Source organism: Promicromonospora sp. Marseille-Q5078 (assembly GCF_050315395.1).
Taxonomy (GTDB): Bacteria; Actinomycetota; Actinomycetes; order Actinomycetales; family Cellulomonadaceae; genus Isoptericola.
This window is the reverse complement of record NZ_JBNPQG010000001.1, coordinates 1,266,845-1,284,537: the sequence shown is the minus strand read 5'-3', so window position 1 is coordinate 1,284,537 and position 17,693 is coordinate 1,266,845. Positions and strand designations below refer to the sequence as shown.

The 17,693-nt window shown below is 73.0% G+C and carries 16 protein-coding genes; 5 read left to right on the top strand and 11 right to left on the bottom strand.

What is annotated here, in order from left to right; translation table 11 throughout:
- Window positions 1-70: 70 nt before the first annotated feature.
- Together ACQFYA_RS05945 and ACQFYA_RS05940 are read right to left on the bottom strand one after the other, a co-directional pair.
- Complete coding sequence (locus tag ACQFYA_RS05945) at window positions 71-526, bottom strand: GNAT family acetyltransferase (protein ID WP_499122190.1); 456 nt, start codon at window positions 524-526, stop codon at window positions 71-73.
- Entirely contained in the window at window positions 523-1,647 is a 1,125-nt protein-coding gene (locus tag ACQFYA_RS05940; protein WP_499122188.1) for a GuaB3 family IMP dehydrogenase-related protein, read from the bottom strand. Before ACQFYA_RS05940 ends, ACQFYA_RS05945 begins: the two co-directional genes overlap by 4 nt.
- A gap of 95 nt (window positions 1,648-1,742) precedes the next feature.
- On the opposite strand from ACQFYA_RS05940, the gene ACQFYA_RS05935 reads away from it, so the two are divergent.
- Window positions 1,743-2,552: an exonuclease domain-containing protein gene (locus ACQFYA_RS05935; protein ID WP_499122186.1), complete on the top strand. Its 810-nt coding sequence runs from the start codon at window positions 1,743-1,745 to the stop codon at window positions 2,550-2,552.
- Here ACQFYA_RS05935 and ACQFYA_RS05930 read toward each other — a convergent pair.
- The 4 genes from ACQFYA_RS05930 to ACQFYA_RS05915 are packed head-to-tail and all read right to left on the bottom strand — an operon-like array spanning window position 2,504 to window position 7,285.
- Window positions 2,504-4,045, bottom strand: coding sequence for a sulfatase family protein (locus ACQFYA_RS05930; protein WP_499122184.1), 1,542 nt, complete (start codon window positions 4,043-4,045; stop codon window positions 2,504-2,506). The genes ACQFYA_RS05935 and ACQFYA_RS05930 overlap by 49 nt on opposite strands.
- Before the next feature lie 50 nt (window positions 4,046-4,095).
- Entirely contained in the window at window positions 4,096-5,010 is a 915-nt protein-coding gene (locus ACQFYA_RS05925; RefSeq protein ID WP_499122182.1) for a carbohydrate ABC transporter permease, read from the bottom strand.
- Window positions 5,003-5,944, bottom strand: coding sequence for a carbohydrate ABC transporter permease (locus tag ACQFYA_RS05920; protein WP_499122180.1), 942 nt, complete (start codon window positions 5,942-5,944; stop codon window positions 5,003-5,005). Before ACQFYA_RS05920 ends, ACQFYA_RS05925 begins: the two co-directional genes overlap by 8 nt.
- Window positions 5,945-5,971: 27 nt before the next feature.
- On the bottom strand, window positions 5,972-7,285 hold the full coding sequence (locus tag ACQFYA_RS05915) for an ABC transporter substrate-binding protein (protein WP_499122178.1): 1,314 nt from the start codon (window positions 7,283-7,285) through the stop codon (window positions 5,972-5,974).
- A 299-nt stretch (window positions 7,286-7,584) separates the two neighbouring features.
- Between ACQFYA_RS05915 and ACQFYA_RS05910 the strand changes: the two genes are divergently transcribed.
- The gene (locus tag ACQFYA_RS05910) at window positions 7,585-9,210 is read left to right on the top strand and encodes a flavin monoamine oxidase family protein (RefSeq protein ID WP_499122176.1); all 1,626 of its coding nucleotides are present in this window, start codon (window positions 7,585-7,587) and stop codon (window positions 9,208-9,210) included.
- A gap of 69 nt (window positions 9,211-9,279) precedes the next feature.
- Here the strand turns inward: ACQFYA_RS05910 and guaB are convergent, their stop codons facing one another.
- Both guaB and ACQFYA_RS05900 read right to left on the bottom strand, forming a co-directional pair.
- A complete protein-coding gene (gene guaB / locus ACQFYA_RS05905; protein WP_499122175.1) occupies window positions 9,280-10,797 on the bottom strand; it encodes an IMP dehydrogenase in 1,518 nt (505 codons plus the stop codon).
- A gap of 111 nt (window positions 10,798-10,908) precedes the next feature.
- Window positions 10,909-12,033: a MerR family transcriptional regulator gene (locus ACQFYA_RS05900; protein ID WP_499122174.1), complete on the bottom strand. Its 1,125-nt coding sequence runs from the start codon at window positions 12,031-12,033 to the stop codon at window positions 10,909-10,911.
- A gap of 203 nt (window positions 12,034-12,236) precedes the next feature.
- On the opposite strand from ACQFYA_RS05900, the gene ACQFYA_RS05895 reads away from it, so the two are divergent.
- The gene (locus tag ACQFYA_RS05895) at window positions 12,237-12,527 is read left to right on the top strand and encodes a WhiB family transcriptional regulator (protein ID WP_429764681.1); all 291 of its coding nucleotides are present in this window, start codon (window positions 12,237-12,239) and stop codon (window positions 12,525-12,527) included.
- 57 nt (window positions 12,528-12,584) lie between these two features.
- Here ACQFYA_RS05895 and groES read toward each other — a convergent pair whose 3' ends face one another.
- On the bottom strand, window positions 12,585-12,881 hold the full coding sequence (groES, locus tag ACQFYA_RS05890) for a co-chaperone GroES (protein WP_079572552.1): 297 nt from the start codon (window positions 12,879-12,881) through the stop codon (window positions 12,585-12,587).
- A 219-nt stretch (window positions 12,882-13,100) separates the two neighbouring features.
- On the opposite strand from groES, the gene ACQFYA_RS05885 reads away from it, so the two are divergent.
- Both ACQFYA_RS05885 and ACQFYA_RS05880 read left to right on the top strand, forming a co-directional pair.
- Window positions 13,101-14,324, top strand: a complete 1,224-nt coding sequence (locus ACQFYA_RS05885; RefSeq protein ID WP_499122172.1) for a class I SAM-dependent methyltransferase — start codon at window positions 13,101-13,103, stop codon at window positions 14,322-14,324.
- Between the two features lie 86 nt (window positions 14,325-14,410).
- Complete coding sequence (locus ACQFYA_RS05880; RefSeq protein ID WP_499122170.1) at window positions 14,411-15,562, top strand: glutamate--cysteine ligase; 1,152 nt, start codon at window positions 14,411-14,413, stop codon at window positions 15,560-15,562.
- On the opposite strand, the gene ACQFYA_RS05875 is transcribed toward ACQFYA_RS05880, so the two are convergent.
- Window positions 15,563-16,495, bottom strand: a complete 933-nt coding sequence (locus tag ACQFYA_RS05875) for a class I SAM-dependent methyltransferase (RefSeq protein ID WP_499122169.1) — start codon at window positions 16,493-16,495, stop codon at window positions 15,563-15,565.
- 54 nt (window positions 16,496-16,549) lie between these two features.
- Window positions 16,550-17,611: a tRNA (adenosine(37)-N6)-threonylcarbamoyltransferase complex transferase subunit TsaD gene (gene tsaD, locus ACQFYA_RS05870; protein WP_499122168.1), complete on the bottom strand. Its 1,062-nt coding sequence runs from the start codon at window positions 17,609-17,611 to the stop codon at window positions 16,550-16,552.
- Window positions 17,612-17,693: the final 82 nt, after the last annotated feature.

The following is a 17,693-nucleotide window of genomic DNA, read 5'->3' as shown; positions in this document are numbered from 1 at the left end:
GGCCGCCACCCTAGTCGGACCGGGCGACACCGCGGCAACCGTCGTCCCCGGTTCGCCCGGCCTTTCGCTCTCAGCGCGAGGCGCCGAACCACTTCCCGAGGACCACGGTCTCCTGGTCGGCGTACCCGAGCCGGTCGTAGAAGCTCACGACCTGCGGGTTCGTGCTCCGGACCATGAGCTGCACCTTGCGGGCACCTGCCGCGCGGAGCCACTCCTCGCCGGCGTCGACGGCTGCACGCCCGAGGCCCGTGCCCTGCTGGGCCGGGTCCACCGCGACGTAGTAGAGCCAGCCGCGGTGACCGTCGTAGGCGGCCATCGCGGAGGCGACCACGGTCTCGCCCTCGCAGGCGACCAGGACCGTCGACGTCGGGGTGCGACGCGCGTCGGCGATGTCGAGGCGCGGGTCGTTCCACGGCCGGGTCAGGCCGCAGGCCTCCCACAGCGCGACGACCTGCTCGACGTCGTCGTCGCCGATCTCCCGGAAGGCGAGGCCGAGCGCGCCCCCGGTCGCGACGTCGGCGCTCACCGCGGCTGGTACGGGGAGACGACGACCTCGACCCGCTGGAACTCCTTGAGGTCGGAGTACCCGGTGGTGGCCATGGCGCGGCGCAGCGCGCCCACGAGGTTCAGGGTGCCGTCGGCCGTGCCGCTCGGCCCGAAGAGGACCTGCTCGAGCGTGCCCGCGGTGCCGACCTCGACCCGCTCGCCGCGCGGGAGGGCGTGGTGGTGGGCCTCCGGGCCCCAGTGCCAGCCCTCGCCGGGGGCCTCGGACGCCCGGGCGAGCGCGGCGCCCAGCATGACGGCGTCGGCACCGCACGCGACCGCCTTGACGATGTCGCCGGAGCGGCCGACGCCGCCGTCGGCGATGACGTGCACGTACCGGCCGCCCGACTCGTCGAGGTAGTCCCGACGGGCCGCGGCGACGTCGGACACGGCCGTGGCCATCGGCGCGTGGATGCCGAGGCCCACGCGCGTCGTGTGGGCCGCGCCGCCGCCGAAGCCGACGAGGACGCCGGCCGCGCCGGTGCGCATCAGGTGCAGCGCGGCCGTGTAGGTGGACGCGCCGCCGACCACGACGGGTACGTCGAGCTCGTAGATGAACCGCTTGAGGTTGAGGGGCTCGGCGTTGCCGGAGACGTGCTCGGCGGACACGGTGGTGCCGCGGATGACGAACAGGTCGACGCCGGCGTCGACCACCGTCTGGTAGTGCTCCTGCGTGCGCTGCGGGGAGAGCGCGCCCGCGACGGTCACGCCGGCGGCGCGGACCTCCTTGAGTCGCTGCGTGATCAGCTCGGGCTTGATCGGCTCGGCGTAGATCTCCTGCATGCGCTGCGTCGCGCGCTCGGCGGGCAGGTCGCGGATCTCGGCCAGCAGGGCCTCCGGCGACTCGTACCGCGTCCACAGCCCCTCGAGGTCGAGGACGCCGAGTCCGCCGTGGTTCCCGAGCGCCACCGCGGTGGCGGGGCTCATCACGGAGTCCATCGGCGCCGACATGATCGGCAGGTCGAAGTGGTAGGCGTCGATCTGCCACTCCACGGAGACGTCCTTCGGGTCGCGCGTGCGCCGCGAGGGCACGATCGCGATGTCGTCGAAGGAGTATGCGCGGCGGCCACGCTTTCCGCGTCCGATCTCGATCTCGTTGCTCACCCGGACAGCCTACCGGCGCGTGCTGTCGGTGGCCGGTGGCACAGTCCGGTGCCAGGACGGGGCCCGGCCCCGGCAGGCACCAGGAGGACGGCGGCATGACGACGGACGCGGAGCACGACGCCCGAGGGGCGGCACCGGCCGCCATCTCGCCCGACGTGGGCTGGTCCCGCGGGCCCCTGCTCGGCTTCGACACGGAGACGACCGGCCTGGACGTCGAGGCCGACCGCATCGTCACCGCGGCGCTCGTGCTGCGCGGCCCGGACGGCTCGCGCACCGTGCACACCTGGCTCCTCGACCCGGGCGTCGAGATCCCCGCCGAGGCCACCGCCATCCACGGCATCACGACCGCCGACGCCCGCGCGCGCGGCCTCGAGGCCGCGCCCGCCCTCGAGGAGATCGCCGCGACGCTCGTCGCGCACGTGCGCCACGGCGCGCCCGTCGTCGCCTACAACGCGTCGTTCGACCTCACGCTCCTGGACGTCGAGCTCGCCCGGCACGGCCTGCCGACGGTCCCGGACCGGCTCGGCCGGCCCGTCGCGCCGGTGCTCGACCCCCTCGTCCTCGACCGCTGGCTCGACGGCGCCCGCGAGGGCAAGCGACGCCTCGGCGACCTGTGCGCCCTGTACGGGATCGAGGGCGACGGGGACCTGCACAGCGCGGACGTCGACGTGCTCGCGACGCTCGACGTGCTCGACGCCCAGCTCGTGCGGCACCCGCACCTGCGCGGCACCGCGCTCGACGCGCTGCACACGGCCCAGGCCGGCGCCCACCGCACCTGGGCCGAGCGCGTCAACGCCGAGCGCGCCGCGAGCGCCGACGGCCGCCCCCCGACGTCGACCGCCTGGCCGGCGGCGGGTCAGGCGTACGGGGCGACGTACCCGTGGGGGTCGGCCTTCACCGGGTAGCCGCGCGGCACCACGGGCAGCGGGTCCTCGGCCCGCATCTGCCAGACCGCGAGCGCCCGCAGCAGCGACTCCCGGACCGCGGCGAGCGCGGGGTCGGCCCACCGGTCCTGCAGCTCGAGCGGGTCCGTGCCGACGTCGTACAAGCGGAAGCCGCCGGTGACGTCCGCGTACAGGGTCCAGTCCCCCGACCGGACCTTGCGCCGCCGGCCGCTCTGCGTGACGGCGTTCAGCTCGTCGAACCGCGCCTCGCCGCCGGGGCGGTCGTGGAAGAGGCCCGGCCGCCGGTCGTCCGTCACGTCCTCCGGCCCGTAGGGCAGGCCGCCCATGCCCTGCTCGACGTAGGCGCTCGCGAACTCCTCGTGCGGGAAGTCGGCGCCGGTGAGGAGCTGCCACAGGCTGCGGCCCTGCACCCCGGGCGGGGTGGCGGCGCCCATCGCCTCGCACAGCGTCGGCAGCAGGTCCGCGATCGAGACGTGCGCGGTGTGCGCGCCCCGCGCCCCCTGGTCCTCCGGCGCGCGGGGAGGGCGGACGTCGTCGCCGGCCACGACGAGGGGCACCCGGGCGAGGATGTCGGAGATCTCGGCCCCCTTGCGGAGCAGCCCGTACTCGCCCACGAAGTCCCCGTGGTCCGCGGTCAGCGCCATGACCTGCGGCCGCCGGCCGGCGGCCCCGCGGGTGCGCCCGAGGTGCTCGTGCAGGCGGCGCACCTGGTCGTCGACGAGCCGCAGCATGCCGAGGTAGTTCGAGCGCGCACGGTCCACCACGTCGTCGTAGTCGGCGAACGCGGCCTCGCCGATCCCGTGCAGGTAGCGCCACGCGAAGGGCAGGTCGTCGAGGCTCTCCTTGCCGGCGACCAGCGGCGGGAGGTCCTCGGGCGGGAACATCGAGTAGTACGGCTCGGGCGCCTGGTACGGGTTGTGCGGCTCCGGGAACGACACCACGGCGAGGAGCGGCTGGTCGTCGGGCACGGAGTCCGCCCACGCGATCGTGTCGGAGACGATGCGGTAGGGGTTCTGCAGCTCGACGGGGAAGGGCGCCGGCTCGTCGGCGTTGTGGAAGTTCAGGCCGTCGAGCCACTCCTCGAACGCGGCCTCGTCCGGGTCCGTGCTCCCCCCGACGCGGCCCTGGTGCATGTAGTCGACGAAGTGGTCGACGTCCTGCTCCCCCAGGTAGGTGTGGTTCTTCCCGACGTGCGCGGTGGCGTACCCGGCCGCCCGCGCCGTCCCGAACAGGTCCGTGTGGAACACGGCCTGGTCCTGCGCGGGGTTCTGCACCACGCGGTGCGCCGACGGCCACCGTCCGGTGAGCAGGCTGGTCCGCGCGGGGCAGCACAGCGGCGAGGTGGTGTACGCCCGGTCGAACCACACCCCGCGTCGGGCGAGCTCGTCGGTGAACGGCGTCGTGTCGAGCGGGAAGCCCTCCCGGCGGGAGACGTCGGCGCGGTGCTGGTCCGTGAGGACGATGACGAGGTCGGGGCGTCGGTCGGGGGTCATGGGGCTGCCTTTCGTGGTGGCGCGGGGATGCGGGAGCGTGCGCGTCGGCTTCACTTGCCGCCGGTCGTGGCGATGCCGCGCACCAGGAACCGCTGCCCGAGGAGGAACGCGAGGAAGACGGGGACGAGGGTCACGACGGACATGGCGAACAGCGGGCCCCACGACGTCCCCGACGTCGCGTCCATGAACGACCGCAGCGCCACGGGCACCGAGTAGGTGACGGGCTCGGTGAGGTAGATCAGCTGGCTGAAGAAGTCGTTCCAGGTCCAGATGAACGTGAAGATCGCGGTGGTCGCCAGCGCCGGGACCGTGAGCGGCAGGATGATCTGCCCGAAGGTCCGCAGGTACCCGCAGCCGTCGAGCCGCGCCGCCTCGTCCAGCTCGCGCGGGATGCCGCGCATGAACTGCACCATGAGGAAGACGAAGAACGCGTCGGTCGCGAGGAACTTCGGGAGCACGAGCGGGACGAAGGTGTTCAGCCACCCGAGGTTCGAGAACAGGATGTACTGCGGCACGATCACGACGTGGATGGGCAGCATGATCGTCAGGAGCATGACGGCGAACATGGTGCGCTTGAACCGGAACCGGAGCCGCGCGAACGCGTAGGCGGCCATCGTCGCGGCGACGAGGTTCCCGAGGATGCACAGCACGGCGATGATCGCGGAGTTGACGAGGTAGTTGCCGAACGGGGACTCCAGGCCGTTCCAACCCTCGGCGTAGTTGCCCCAGTCAGGGTGCGGCACCCAGAGCCCGATGCTCGTGAAGATGTCGTCGTCCGTGCGCAGGGAGCTCGCGATCATCCACAGCAGCGGGTAGATCATGACGATCCCCAGCGCCGCGAGCGCGAGATGGCGTCCGAACCGTCGCAGGCGGGACGACCCGTCGGCCGTGCGGACCGAGGCCTGCGGCCTCTCGCTCCCCCGCCCCGCGTCTGCCTGGGCGGGGCGCAGCTGCGTGTCAGTCATCGTAGAAGACCCAATACTTGGAGAGGTAGAAGTTGATGCCGGTGAAGACGGCGACGACGAGCACCAGGAGCCACGCGAGCGCGGAGGCGTAGCCCATCTGGAAGTTGCCGAAGCCGACCTGGTACAGGTACAGCGTGAAGAACATCGTCGAGTCGGACGGACCGCCGCTGCCGCCGGAGACGATGAACGCCTGGGTGAACGCCTGGAAGGCGTGGATGATCTGCAGCACCAGGTTGAAGAAGATGATCGGCGACAGCAGCGGCACCGTGATGGAGCGGAACTGGCGCCATCGCGTCGCGCCGTCGACGGCGCTGGCCTCGTAGTACATGCGTGGGACCTGGCGCAGCCCGGCCAGGAAGATCACCATGGGCGCCCCGAAGGTCCACACGTTCAGGACGATGAGGCTGCCCAGGGCCGTCGACGGGTCGGAGACCCAGGCCGGCGGGTTCGCCCAGCCGACCGCCTGCAGGACCTGGTTCACCAGGCCGTCCGCCCCGAACATCTGCCGCCACAGGATCGCCACGGCGGCGGACCCGCCGAGCAGCGACGGCAGGTAGTAGACGGAGCGGTAGAACGCGAGCCCGCGCAGCCCCTTGTCCAGCGCCACGGCGAGGCCGAGCGCGACGGCGAGCTGCAGCGGCACGGAGACGGCGACGTACACGAACGTGACCCACAGCGAGTGGTGCAGCCGCGCGTCGTGGAACATCCGCGTGATGTTCTCCAGGCCCACCCAGCTGGGCGCCTGCAGCAGGTTGTAGTCGGTGAACGACAGGGCGAGCGAGGCGAGCATCGGGATCGCGGTGATGACCAGGAAACCGAGGATCCAGGGCAGCAGGAAGAGATAGGCGGCGCGTTCCTCCTTCCGCGCCGACCGGGTGCGCTCGTGCCGGCCTCCGGGCCGGCGGAGCGTGCGCAGCTCCGCGAGTGCAGACATGGTGGGTGACCTCTCTGTGGCCGGTGACTAGGACAGGCTCATCGCGCGCGCCGCCTGCTCGAGGAACGCCTCCGTGCCCTGGGCGGGGGACGCCGAGCCGAACGCGATGTCCTGCGCCGTCTTCGTGAACAGCTGGCTCAGCTCCGTGAAGGCCCGCGGCCACGGCGGCGGCGGGTCCCCGACGTGCGGGCCGACCTCGTCCACGAACGCGACCGCCCTGGCCGCGGGCGAGCCGGCCTCCAGGTCGAGCTGCGCGACGGCGCGGTCGGACGTCGGCACGCCGAGCGTGACCCCCAGGGCCCGGACCGCCCGCTCGTCGTTGACGAGGAAGTCGATGAGCTCGGTGGCCGCCTCGGGCGCGGAGGTGGTCGACGCGACGGACCACATGTCGGCGCTGTTGACGTAGTAGCCCGGGTCCCCGCCGTGGGTCGCGGGCGGCAGGACGAGCTCGAGCTCGGAGTCCATGAGCGGCTGCAGGAAGGTGATCTGCTGCACCCAGCCGAAGTCGAGGACCGACTGGCCGGCCACCACGGCGTAGTTCTCGAACCCGGTCACCCCGGCCGTCTGCGCCGCGGTGGGCGTGCCCCCGGCCGCGCGGAGGTCGGCCCAGTAGGTCCACCAGGACTCCAGCGCGTCGGCGGTGACGAGCAGGTCGCTGCCGTCGTCGCTGAACGGGTTGGTGCCGAGCTGGCGCACGTACGGGATGAAGAGCTCGAAGTGGCCCCCCTGGTCGCTGGTGCCGTGGACGCGGCCCCCGCTGTCGGAGGCCACCCCGGCGGCCCAGTCCGCCAGGTCGTCCCAGGTCCAGCCGTCGGGCGGCGCGGACGCGCCGGCCGCTTCCGCGGCCTCGCGGTCGAGGAACCCGGCGTTGACGATCGAGCTCTGCCCCACGCCGTAGCGGGTGCCGTCGAGGATGCCGCTCTGCCGGGGGCCGTCGCGCATCTCGCTGACGTCCACGACGCCGTCGGCGACGGCGGGCCCCAGGTCGAGCAGGGCGCCGCGGTCGGCGTAGGCGCTGAAGTAGTCGACCGACATCCGCATGACGTCGGGAGCGTTGCGCGCCGCGGTCTGGGTGGCGATCTTGTCCCAGTAGTCGGCGAAGGGCGCGTGCTGCGTGCTGGTCCGCACCGCGGACGCCGTCGAGCCGTACTGCTCGAGCGCCTGACGCATGGCCTGGTGGACCGGGTCGCCGCCGTACCACGCGACGCGGAGCGCCCCCGGGTCCGCGCTGGCTCCCGTGCCGAACGGGCTGCACCCCGCCAGGGTGGCGACGCCCGCGCCGGCCGCGGTCAGCGCTCCCAGGCGGAGGAACCCGCGGCGGGTCATGTCGTTCTGCGTCACCCTCGACTCCCCACGACGATCTAACGTTGCATCACCCTGCTCGATCCGCCGGCCGTCGTCAAGGACCGTCCACCACGGAAGACGCGCGGGGCCCTGCGGCCCGGCACGGGCCGTCGGCCGAACGACCCCGTCGTGCCGGAAACACGTCCGTGACCTGGGGCGACGGACCGGTAACGCCGTCGACCCCGGCCCGTGACGCGGCGCCCCTACCGTCAGCCGCGGTGCTGACGGCGGCGCCCGGCATCCAGGGCCGCGTCGCGTCCGTCCGTCAGACCTTTCGACACGAGAGGTAGTGCCAGATGGTGAATGACACGGTCACCGACGGGCCCCGGTCCGGTTTCTCCCGCCGCGGCTTCCTCCAGGCCGTCGGCGTCGGCTCGAGCGCGGGCGTCATGTTCGCGACGATGGGCGCGATGGGCCTCGCCCCGACCGCGGCGGCCCAGCCGACCGCGGCCGCCTGGACGCCCCCGCGGGGCAGCGACTTCACGCTCACGGGCCGCTCGGCCAAGAAGGTGGTCGTCGTGGGCGCCGGGCCCGCGGGGCTCGCCTCCGCGTACGAGCTGCAGAAGGCGGGGTACCACGTCACGGTGCTCGAGGCGCGGCACCGGCCCGGCGGCCGCACCCTGACGATCCGCGGCGGCGACTCCGAGACCGACATCGACGGCGTCACCCAGACCGCGCGCTTCGACGACGGCATCTACATGAACGCCGGAGCCGGGCGCATCGCGCAGTGGATGGTCACGATGGACTACCTGCGCGAGCTGGGCGTGCCGTACGAGGTCTTCACGAACGCGAACGCCGACGCGTACCTGTACAACGAGAGGTCGGGCGCCACGCCCGGCAACCCCGTGCGGTACCGCACCGCCAAGGCGGACGTCTTCGGCTACACCTCCGAGCTGCTGAGCTACGCCACCGACCAAGGCGCCCTGGACCAGAAGCTCACGGCGGAGGACAAGGAGAACCTGCGCTCCTTCCTGCGCAGCTGGGGCTCGCTCCAGGCCGACGGCACCTACGCCGGCGCGGACAACCGCGGGTTCGCGACCTACCCCTCCGCCTGGAACGAGCACGGCACGCCGCTGCCCGGCCCCGGCACGGTCTCGGAGGTGCTGGCCTCGAAGGTGGGGCAGTACTTCCCCTTCGAGATCAACTGGGAGCAGTCGATGCTCATGTTCCAGCCCAAGGGCGGCATGGACACGACCTACCAGTACTTCGTGCGCGCCATCGGCCGGCAGAACGTGCACTTCGGCTCGCCGGTCACGGCGGTGGAGAACACGAGCCGCGGGGTCCGGGTGACCTACACGCCGGGGCACGGCCGGCCGCGCCAGATCGAGGCGGACTTCGCGATCGTCGCCGCGCCGGCCGGGCTGATGCGCCGGTGGGAGACGAACTGGGGCTCCGCGGTCGACGCGGCGCTCGGCGAGTTCTCGGTGGGCTCCCCCGCGGGCAAGATCGGCCTGCAGTACAAGTCCCGGTGGTGGGAGGACGACCACCGCATCTTCGGCGGCATCACCGAGACCGACATGGACCTGGCGCACATCTGGTACCCGTCGTACGGGTACGGGGAGCGCAAGGGCCTCATGGTCGGCTACTACAACACCGGCACGAACGCGCGCACCTACGCCGACATGACGCCCCGCCAGCGCGAGCGGCGCGCCGTCGAGCAGGGCGTGAAGATCCACGGCGAGAAGTACCGCACCGAGCTGGAGTCGTCGTTCTCGATCGCCTGGCACAAGGTGCCGTACATCGAGGGCGCGTGGGCGTACCCGAACACCGAGTCGTCGGGCTTCAAGCTGCTGCAGCAGGGCGCGGGCCGGGTGTACTTCGCGGGCGACTGGATGTCCGAGGTCTCCGCCTGGCAGCACGGCGCGTTCTGGTCGGCCCGCTACGCCGTGCAGGCGCTGCACGCGCGGGTCATGGCGAGCTGACCCGCCTCTCGAGCCTCGTCGGTCGAGCCTGTCGAGACCCGGGTCTCGACAGGCTCGACCGACGACCCGTCAGAAGCCGGAGTAGTTCGGCGCCTCGGCCGTCACCTGCACGTCGTGCGGGTGGCTCTCCTTGAGCGACGCGGACGTGATGCGCACGAAGCGGCCCTTGGCCTGGAGCTCCGGGATGGTGCGCGCGCCGACGTAGAACATCGACTGGTGCAGGCCGCCCACGAGCTGGTGGGCCACGGCGTTGAGCGTGCCCTTGTACGGCACCTGCCCCTCCACGCCCTCCGGCACGATCATGTCGTCGCTGGTCACCTCGGCCTGGAAGTAGCGGTCCTTGGAGTAGGACTTCTTGCCGCGCGACGACATGGCGCCCATGGAGCCCATGCCGCGGTACGCCTTGTACTGCTTGCCGTGCACGAGGATCGTGTCGCCGGGCGCCTCCTCGGTGCCCGCCAGCATCGAGCCGAGCATGACGGCCTCCGCGCCCGCGACGATCGCCTTGCCGATCTCGCCCGAGTGGCGCATGCCGCCGTCGGCGATGACCGGGATCCCGGCCTCGCGCGCGGCCAGCGACGCCTCGTACACGGCGGTGATCTGCGGCACGCCGACGCCGGTCACGATACGGGTCGTGCAGATCGAGCCCGGGCCGACGCCGACCTTGATGCCGTCCGCGCCCGCGTCGACGAAGGACTGCGCGCCCTCCTTCGTCGCGACGTTGCCGCCGATCACCTGCACGTGGCGGGTCGCGGGGTCCGTCTTGAGCTTGCGGACCATCTCGACGAGCATCCGGACGTTGCCGTGCGCGGTGTCCGCGACGAGCACGTCGACGCCGGCGTCGACCAGCGTGGTCGCGCGCTCCCAGGCGTCGCCGAAGTAGCCGATGGCCGCGCCGACGAGCAGGCGGCCCTGGCCGTCCTTCGAGGCGTTCGGGAACTGCTCGGACTTGACGAAGTCCTTGACGGTGATGAGGCCCGCCAGGCGGCCCTCGTCGTCGACCAGCGGGAGGCGCTCGAGCTTGTGCTTGCGCAGCAGCATCGTGGCGTCCTCGCGCGAGATGCCGGCCGGGCCGGTGATGAGCGGGGCCGGCGTCATGACCTCGGAGACCTTGGTCGTGGCCCACTCGGCCACGGGCGTGAAGCGCAGGTCGCGGTTGGTGACGATGCCGGTCAGCCGGCCGCCCGCGTCGACCACCGGGAACCCGGAGATGCGGTACTCCCCCGCTCGCTTGTCGAGCTCCTCGAGGGTGACGTCCGCGCCGATCGTCACCGGGTTGGAGATGATGCCGGTCTGCGTCCGCTTGACCAGGTCCACCTGGTACGCCTGGTCCTCGATCGAGAGGTTGCGGTGCAGCACGCCGATGCCGCCCTGGCGCGCCATCGCGATCGCCATCCGCGACTCGGTGACCGTGTCCATCGCGGCCGAGACCAGCGGCACGCGCAGCGAGATCTCGCGGGTGAGGCGCGAGGTGGTGTCGATGTCCGAGGGGGCCAGGTCCGAGTAGCCCGGCAGCAGCAGGACGTCGTCGTAGGTGAGGCCGAGGAATCCGAACGGGTCGTGCGCGGGCGAGGTCGAGTCCGTCATGACAGGAGTCTACGTTCTGGGCCGCGGCCTTATTCCGGCCGCGAGGCCCTCCGGCGGCCCCTCGTGGCGGACCTCACGTCCCTGCTCACGCCGCCTGTTCACGTCACCGGCTCACGTCACCACGGCGAGGGCCTCGTGCAGCATCGCGGTGAACGACCGCACCCGCTGCACGGTCGGGGCCAGCGGTAGCTCGCTCGCGGCGTCGTCGCGGCGCAGGCTGACGATGACCGGTAGCTCCGCGAAGCCGTCGTGCACCGCGTGGATGAGGTCGAGGTCGGGGCGGCGCTGCGCCGTGGCGAGCACGAGGGCGGCCGGCCGCACCATCGTCACCAGCTCGAGCGAGCGGTGCGTGCTCGCGGGGCCCGTGACGATCCGCGCCGTCGCGCCCTTGGCGGTCAGCGCGGCGGCCAGGGCGTGCGCCGACAGCGGCACGACCTCGTCGGGCGCCGCGAAGATGAGCACGATCTTGCGCATCCGGCTCGGGTGGTTGGCCGGCGGAGCGCCCCCGGCCACCATCGCGCGCTCGAACGCCTCGGTGAAGTCGCGCAGGGCGCGCAGCGCGGCGGTCGCGAGCACGACCTCCGGCGCCGCCCCGGGCCCCGCGAGCACGGTCCGCTGGGCGACGCGCTGCCAGGCGGGCTCGGCGATCTCGGTCCACCAGGCGGCGGGGTCGCCCTGCGCGGGGAGGGCCAGCAGCTCGTCGCAGGCGTTCTGGTCGTACGCCAGCGCGGCGTCGACGACGTCGGAGACCCGGCCGGAGGCGTTCCCGCCGGACCGGGCGCTGGAGCCCGCGGGCGCGCCCTCGCCGCCGCCGGGCAGCGCGCGCAGGTGGGCCCTCCCCGGCCGCGGGGCGTCGCCGTCGGGCGCGGACCCCGTCCGCCGTCCTTCCTCGGGGTTCGGGTCCTCGTCGGAGTCCTCGGGCGTCGGGGCGACCCCCCGCTCCGCGGCCTCCTCGAGCTCCTCGACGCCGGCGGCGAGCGCGGCCTTGGCGGCGTCGACCGGCGCCACGCCCTCCAGCGTGAGCCGGCGCATGACGAGCAGGCGCGCCACGTCCTCGGGCGTGTAGCGACGGTGCGATCCCGCGGTGCGGGCGGACGGGCCGAGGTCATAGCGGCGGTCCCAGGTGCGCAGGGTCGCCGGGGCCACACCCAGGCGCCTGGCGACCGCGGCGACGGCGAGGCCCGGGCTCGACGCGCGAGACCCGCCCCCGTGAGGGGCGGGCCGGGATGAGGTCATGGCGTTGATTCTGCCGAGAGGACCCCCGGGTCGCCACTGCGCCGCCGGGCGCGCCGCGATCGATGCCCCAGACGCAGGTCAAAGCCGGTCAACCCGCGACTGAACCCGTTCATCCAGACTCGTAAAGTTGAACACTGAACCATCGAACCCGGTCACAAACTCGCACCTTGAACAACTTCTGCACAACTTGTAGGTTGTTCGCCATGACGGAGATCTCGAGGCTCCCCGGCCCGGTGATGGAGCTGTGGGAATGGCAGTACCAGGGTTCGTGCCGCGACGCGGACGACACGCTGTTCTTCCACCCCGAGGGTGAGCGCGGGTCGACCCGTCGACGACGGGCGGAGGCGGCCAAGGCGATCTGCCGTGCCTGCCCCGTGATGATGCAGTGCCGGGAGCAGTCGCTCCGGGTGCGCGAGCCCTACGGGGTGTGGGGCGGCCTCAGCGAGGACGAGCGGTCCGCGATCCTCGCCGGCGGCGCCCGCAAGACCGGCTGACACGCACGAAGGCCTCGCACCGACGACGGTGCGAGGCCTTCTGCTGTTCGGACGTCGTCAGGCGACGACGACCGCGAGGATGTCGCGGGCGGACAGGACCAGGTAGTCCTCGCCGGCGTACTTGACCTCGGTGCCGCCGTACTTGCTGTAGATGACCTTGTCACCGACCTTCACGTCGACGGGGACACGGTTGCCCTTGTCGTCGAAGCGACCCTCGCCCACGGCCAGGACCTCGCCCTCCTGGGGCTTCTCCTTGGCGGTGTCCGGGATGACCAGGCCGGAAGCGGTCGTGGTCTCGGCCTCGATGGCCTTGACGACGATCCGGTCCTCGAGCGGCTTGATGGGGACCGACACGTCGGACCTCCTTGATTCGCGATGCGTGGATGGACTTGCTGATTGACCAGGTCGCGTCCGAGGGCTGGCCGTCGTCGCGGGAGCCGGTAACAGCCTGCGGTCGCTGACGACAAATCTAGGCAGGCGTTAGCACTCTGACAAGTCGAGTGCCAGCAGTCCCTCCTCTGTTCGCCCACGGCGTCGCGCTCCGGGCCTCCCGACGCCTGAGACGATGGCCCGATGGACGCCGCCTCCGTGAGCAAGCTGCTGAGCCCGGACGGGTGGGCGCTGCTCAACTCGCTCCCGCCGTACGACGAGAAGCAGGCCATGGCGCTCGCCAGCCGGCTGCGCGCCGAGGGCGTCGACCCCGACCTCGCCGCGGCGGCGCTCACGCAGTCGCGGCTGCGGGCCAAGGCGCACGCCAAGCTCGGCGACTTCGCGGACGGGATGCTGTTCACGCCCGACGGCGTGGAGCAGGCCACGCGGCTCGTGGTCGCCGCGCTGCACGCCCGGCGCTACCTCGCCGCCGGCGTCACGAAGGTCGCCGACCTGACCAGCGGGATCGGCGCGGACGCCCTCGCGTTCGCGGGCGTGGGGCTGCGCGTGCTCGCCACCGACGTCGACGAGATCACCGCCGCCCTGGCCACGGTGAACCTGCGCCACTTCCCCGAGGCCGAGGTGCGGCACGCCGACGGGCTCGCGCTCGACCTCGCGGCCGAGGGCGTGGACGGCGTCTACGCCGACCCGGCACGGCGCACGCGCGGCGGACGCCGCGTCTTCGACCCCGCCGCCTACGCTCCCCCGCTGGACGCCGTCTGGGCGCTGCGCGACCAGGTCCCGGCGCTGGGCATCAAGGTGGGGCCCGGCATCCCGCACCAGGGGCTGCCCGAGGACGCGGAGACCCAGTGGGTCTCGGTGGACGGCGACGTCGTGGAGGCCGGCCTGTGGTTCGGGCCGCTGGCGGCCGACGGACCCGGGCGGTCCGCCCTCGTGCTCACCACGCGCGGCGGCGTCACGTCGTCGCGCACGCTGCGCACGGACGGCGACGCCGACCTCGTCCCCGACGTGGGGCCGGTCGGCTCCTACCTGTACGAGCCGGACGGCGCGGTCATCCGGGCGGGGCTCGTGGCGCACGCCGCGGCGGAGCTCGGCGGGCGGCTGCTCGACCGCACCATCGCGTACGTCACGACCGACCAGCAGGCGCCGGCCCCGGCGCCGGGCATCGCGCCGGTCGCCACCGGGTACCGCGTGCTCGACGTCATGCCGTTCAACCTCAAGCGGTTGAAGGCGTACCTGCGCGAGCGCGGCGTCGGGCGGCTGACGATCAAGAAGCGCGGCACCGCCGTCACGCCGGAGCAGCTGCGCTCGCAGCTCGCGCCGAAGGGCGACGCGGAGGCCACCCTCGTGCTCACGCGCGTCGGCGGGGGGCAGCACGTGATCGTCGTCGAGCGCCTCGCCGGCTGAGCCCGTCGACCCAGCCCGCTGGTCGAGCCTGTCGAAACCCGGTCTCGACAGGCTCGACCGACGAACGACGTGGAAGCATGGCCCGCATGGTGCTGGAATTCGCCGCCTCCGACCGGTCGAGCGTCGGCCTCGAGTGGGAGCTCGCGCTGGTCGACGCCGACTCCGGCAACCTGCGGCAGGTGGCGCCCGCGGTCATCGAGGCGGTCGCGGACGACGTGCGGCACCGCTTCGTCAAACCGGAGTTCCTGCGCAACACCGTCGAGGTGATCAGCGACGTGCGCCGCACCGTGCCCGAGGCCATCTCCGACCTCGAGCGCGGGATCGCCGCGATCCACGACGCGACGGGCCCGATGCGGGTGGACCTCATGGGCGCCGGCACGCACCCGTTCGCGCACTGGTCCCAGCAGAAGGTGACCGACAAGAAGCGGTACGCCACCGTCGTCGACCGGGCGCAGGTCGTCGGGCGCCAGCAGATCGTCTACGGCGTGCACGCCCACGTGGGCATCGAGGACCGCGCCAAGGTGCTGCCCATCGTCAACTCACTGCTGGTGTACCTGCCGTGCCTGCAGGTGCTCTCGGCGTCGTCGCCGTTCTTCGGCGGGGACGACACCGGCTACGCGTCGATGCGGACCATGATCTTCCAGCAGCTGCCGACGGCGGGCCTGCCGTACCAGTTCGGGGCCTGGTCGGAGCTGGAGCGGTACGTCGCCGACATGCTGCACACCGGCGTCATCGACGACTTCACCGAGGTGCGCTGGGACGTGCGGCCCGCCCCGCACTTCGGCACCGTCGAGGTGCGCATCTGCGACGGCACGTCGAACACCTTCGAGCTCGCCGCGCTCGGCGCCCTCGTGCACTGCCTGGTGGAGCACCTGTCCGGCCTGCTCGACGAGGGCCTGGCGCTACCGACGATGCCGGCCTGGTTCGTGCACGAGAACAAGTGGCGCGCGGCCAGGTACGGCACCGACGCGATCATCATCCTCGACCGGGACGGCGAGGAGGAGCTCGTCACCGACGCCCTTCCCCGCCTGCTCACGACGCTCGAGCCCGTCGCGGAGCGCCTGGGCTGCGCCGCCGAGCTCGACGGCGTGCGCGAGATCGTGCGCCGCGGCGCGTCGTACCAGCGGCAGCGCGAGGTGGCCCGGGCGCACGGCGGCGGGCAGGACGCCCTGGAGGCCGTGGTCGCGTCGCTCGTCGCCGAGCTGCACGCGGGCCGGCCGCTGCCCGCGGCGCGCTGACTACTCCTTCTCGAAGTCCCACACGATCAGCACGGGCGCACCGGCGTAGGCCGCGCCGGCGGCCGCCTCGACCCACGGCATCATCTCCCAGATGTTCGGGGGCCGGGTGGGGTCCTCGACCTCCCGGTCCGCGGCGGGGTCGAAGCCCGGGAGGCCGTCGCCGGCGGGGTCGGGCGCGCGACCGGCGGTGTGCTCGCGGCAGTGCCGCGGCACCAGGCCGACGGGCAGGGCCGCCTCCAGGTACTCGCTCGTCGCGTGCCACCAGTTGGGGATGTACCCGAACTCGCCGTCCGCCCCCTCGACGAGCGGGTAGAGCGGCGAGCCGACGTAGTACCCCCGCGTGTCGGAGACGACGAGGCGACCGCCCGGGCGCAGGACGCGGGCGACCTCGGCGAACACGGGCCCGAGGTCCCGCACGTGGCTGAGCGCGAGCGTGACGACCACCAGGTCGGCGGAGTCGTCGGGCACCGGCAGGTCGTGCAGGTCGGCCTCGGCGAACCGGGCGCCGGGCACCTTGGCGCGGGCGACCGCGAGCATGTCCGGCGAGGTGTCGAACGCGAGCACCTCGTGCCCCTGCTCGACGAGCCACTCCGTGTGCCGGCCGGTGCCGCACGCCGCGTCGATGACGACCACCGGCTCGGCGCGCTCCATCAGCGGCCGGACGAGCGGCTCCTCCATGCCCCAGAAGCCGTTCGGCCCGCCGTCGTAGCGGGGCGCCCAGTGCCGGTACCCGTCCTGCGTGGTGATCGGCGGCACGTCGCGGCCCTCGCCGAGCCGGTCGGCGGCGTCGAGCAGCGCCCGGACGTCGGCCAGCCGCGCCTCGACGAAGGCCCGGTCGTGCTCGCCGGCGAAGGCGCGCATCAGGGCGACGCCCTCCAGGCCCACGAGGTAGGCGAGCGGGTGCTGGTAGATCGTCGACGGCGCGGGGTTCACGGTCGCGACGCTACCGACGCGTGCCGGCGGCGCCGAGGCCTTTTTCCGCAGGCCTCAGACGGTGATGGTCGTCATCGGCATCGACGAGTCGACCGGGAAGTCGAAGCTCGACGGCGCCGCCCCGGCGCGCACGACGGCGGAGCCCAGCGCGGCGATCATCGCGCCGTTGTCGGTGCAGTAGCGGATGGGCGGGATGCGCAGGTCGATGCCCGCCTCCGCGCAGCGCTTCGCCGCCAGGTCGCGCAGCTGGCTGTTGGCGGAGAACCCCCCGCCCACGACGAGCGTGTCGACGTCGTGCCGGCGGCACGCGGCGATGGTCTTGGCGGTGAGCACGTCGGCGACCGCCGCGGCGAACGACGCCGCGACGTCGGCCGCCGGCACCTCGCGCCCGGCGTCGACGCAGGCCTCGATCCAGCGGGCGACGGCCGTCTTGAGCCCCGAGAACGAGAAGTCGTACGCGTGCTTCGCCTGGTCCTTGGCCGCGGTGAGCCCGCGGGGGAAGCGGATGGCCTCCGGGTCGCCCTCGCGCGCGAGCCGGTCCACGTGCGGGCCGCCCGGGTACGGCAGGCCGAGCAGGCGGCCGACCTTGTCGAACGCCTCCCCCGCCGCGTCGTCGAGGGTGGAGCCGAGCTCCGTGACGTCGGTCGCGACGTCGTCGACCAGCATGAGCGTGCTGTGCCCGCCCGAGACCACGAGCGCCATCGTGCGGCCGTCGAACGGCCCGTCGACGAGCTGGTTGACCGCGGCGTGCCCGATGATGTGGTTGACGCCGTACAGCGGCTTGTTCAGCCCGATCGCGAGCGCCTTCGCGGCGGAGGCGCCGATCGTCAGCGGCCCGACGAGCCCCGGGCCCGCGGTGACGGCGATCGCGTCCACCTCCGACAGGTCGACGTCGGCCTCGCCGAGCGCGCGGGAGATCGTGGGGACCATCGCCTCGAGGTGGGCGCGGCTCGCGACCTCCGGGATGATCCCGCCGTAGCGGGCGTGCTCGTCCATCGAGCTGGCGACGGCGTCCACCAGGAGCTCGTCGCCGCGGACGAGCGCGACCCCCGTCTCGTCGCAGGAGGTCTCGATCCCGAGGACGAGGGGATCGCCATCCCCGTGCGCGCGTGCCATGGCTCCATGATCGCACCGAGCGACGGCCGGGCCCGCCAGGCGTCCACGGGGACGGCCTCCGCACCGCCCCGACCAGCCGTAA

Excerpts from the sequence above, each read along its gene's own strand:
- ACQFYA_RS05935 (WP_499122186.1), top strand. The coding sequence starts at position 1,743 with ATGACGACGGACGCGGAGCACGACGCCCGAGGGGCGGCACCGGCCGCC.
- ACQFYA_RS05930 (WP_499122184.1), bottom strand. The coding sequence starts at position 4,045 with ATGACCCCCGACCGACGCCCCGACCTCGTCATCGTCCTCACGGACCAG.
- ACQFYA_RS05925 (WP_499122182.1), bottom strand. The coding sequence starts at position 5,010 with ATGACTGACACGCAGCTGCGCCCCGCCCAGGCAGACGCGGGGCGGGGG.
- ACQFYA_RS05920 (WP_499122180.1), bottom strand. The coding sequence starts at position 5,944 with ATGTCTGCACTCGCGGAGCTGCGCACGCTCCGCCGGCCCGGAGGCCGG.
- ACQFYA_RS05910 (WP_499122176.1), top strand. The coding sequence starts at position 7,585 with ATGGTGAATGACACGGTCACCGACGGGCCCCGGTCCGGTTTCTCCCGC.
- guaB (WP_499122175.1), bottom strand. The coding sequence starts at position 10,797 with ATGACGGACTCGACCTCGCCCGCGCACGACCCGTTCGGATTCCTCGGC.
- ACQFYA_RS05900 (WP_499122174.1), bottom strand. The coding sequence starts at position 12,033 with ATGACCTCATCCCGGCCCGCCCCTCACGGGGGCGGGTCTCGCGCGTCG.
- ACQFYA_RS05895 (WP_429764681.1), top strand. The coding sequence starts at position 12,237 with ATGACGGAGATCTCGAGGCTCCCCGGCCCGGTGATGGAGCTGTGGGAA.
- ACQFYA_RS05885 (WP_499122172.1), top strand. The coding sequence starts at position 13,101 with ATGGACGCCGCCTCCGTGAGCAAGCTGCTGAGCCCGGACGGGTGGGCG.
- ACQFYA_RS05880 (WP_499122170.1), top strand. The coding sequence starts at position 14,411 with ATGGTGCTGGAATTCGCCGCCTCCGACCGGTCGAGCGTCGGCCTCGAG.
- tsaD (WP_499122168.1), bottom strand. The coding sequence starts at position 17,611 with ATGGCACGCGCGCACGGGGATGGCGATCCCCTCGTCCTCGGGATCGAG.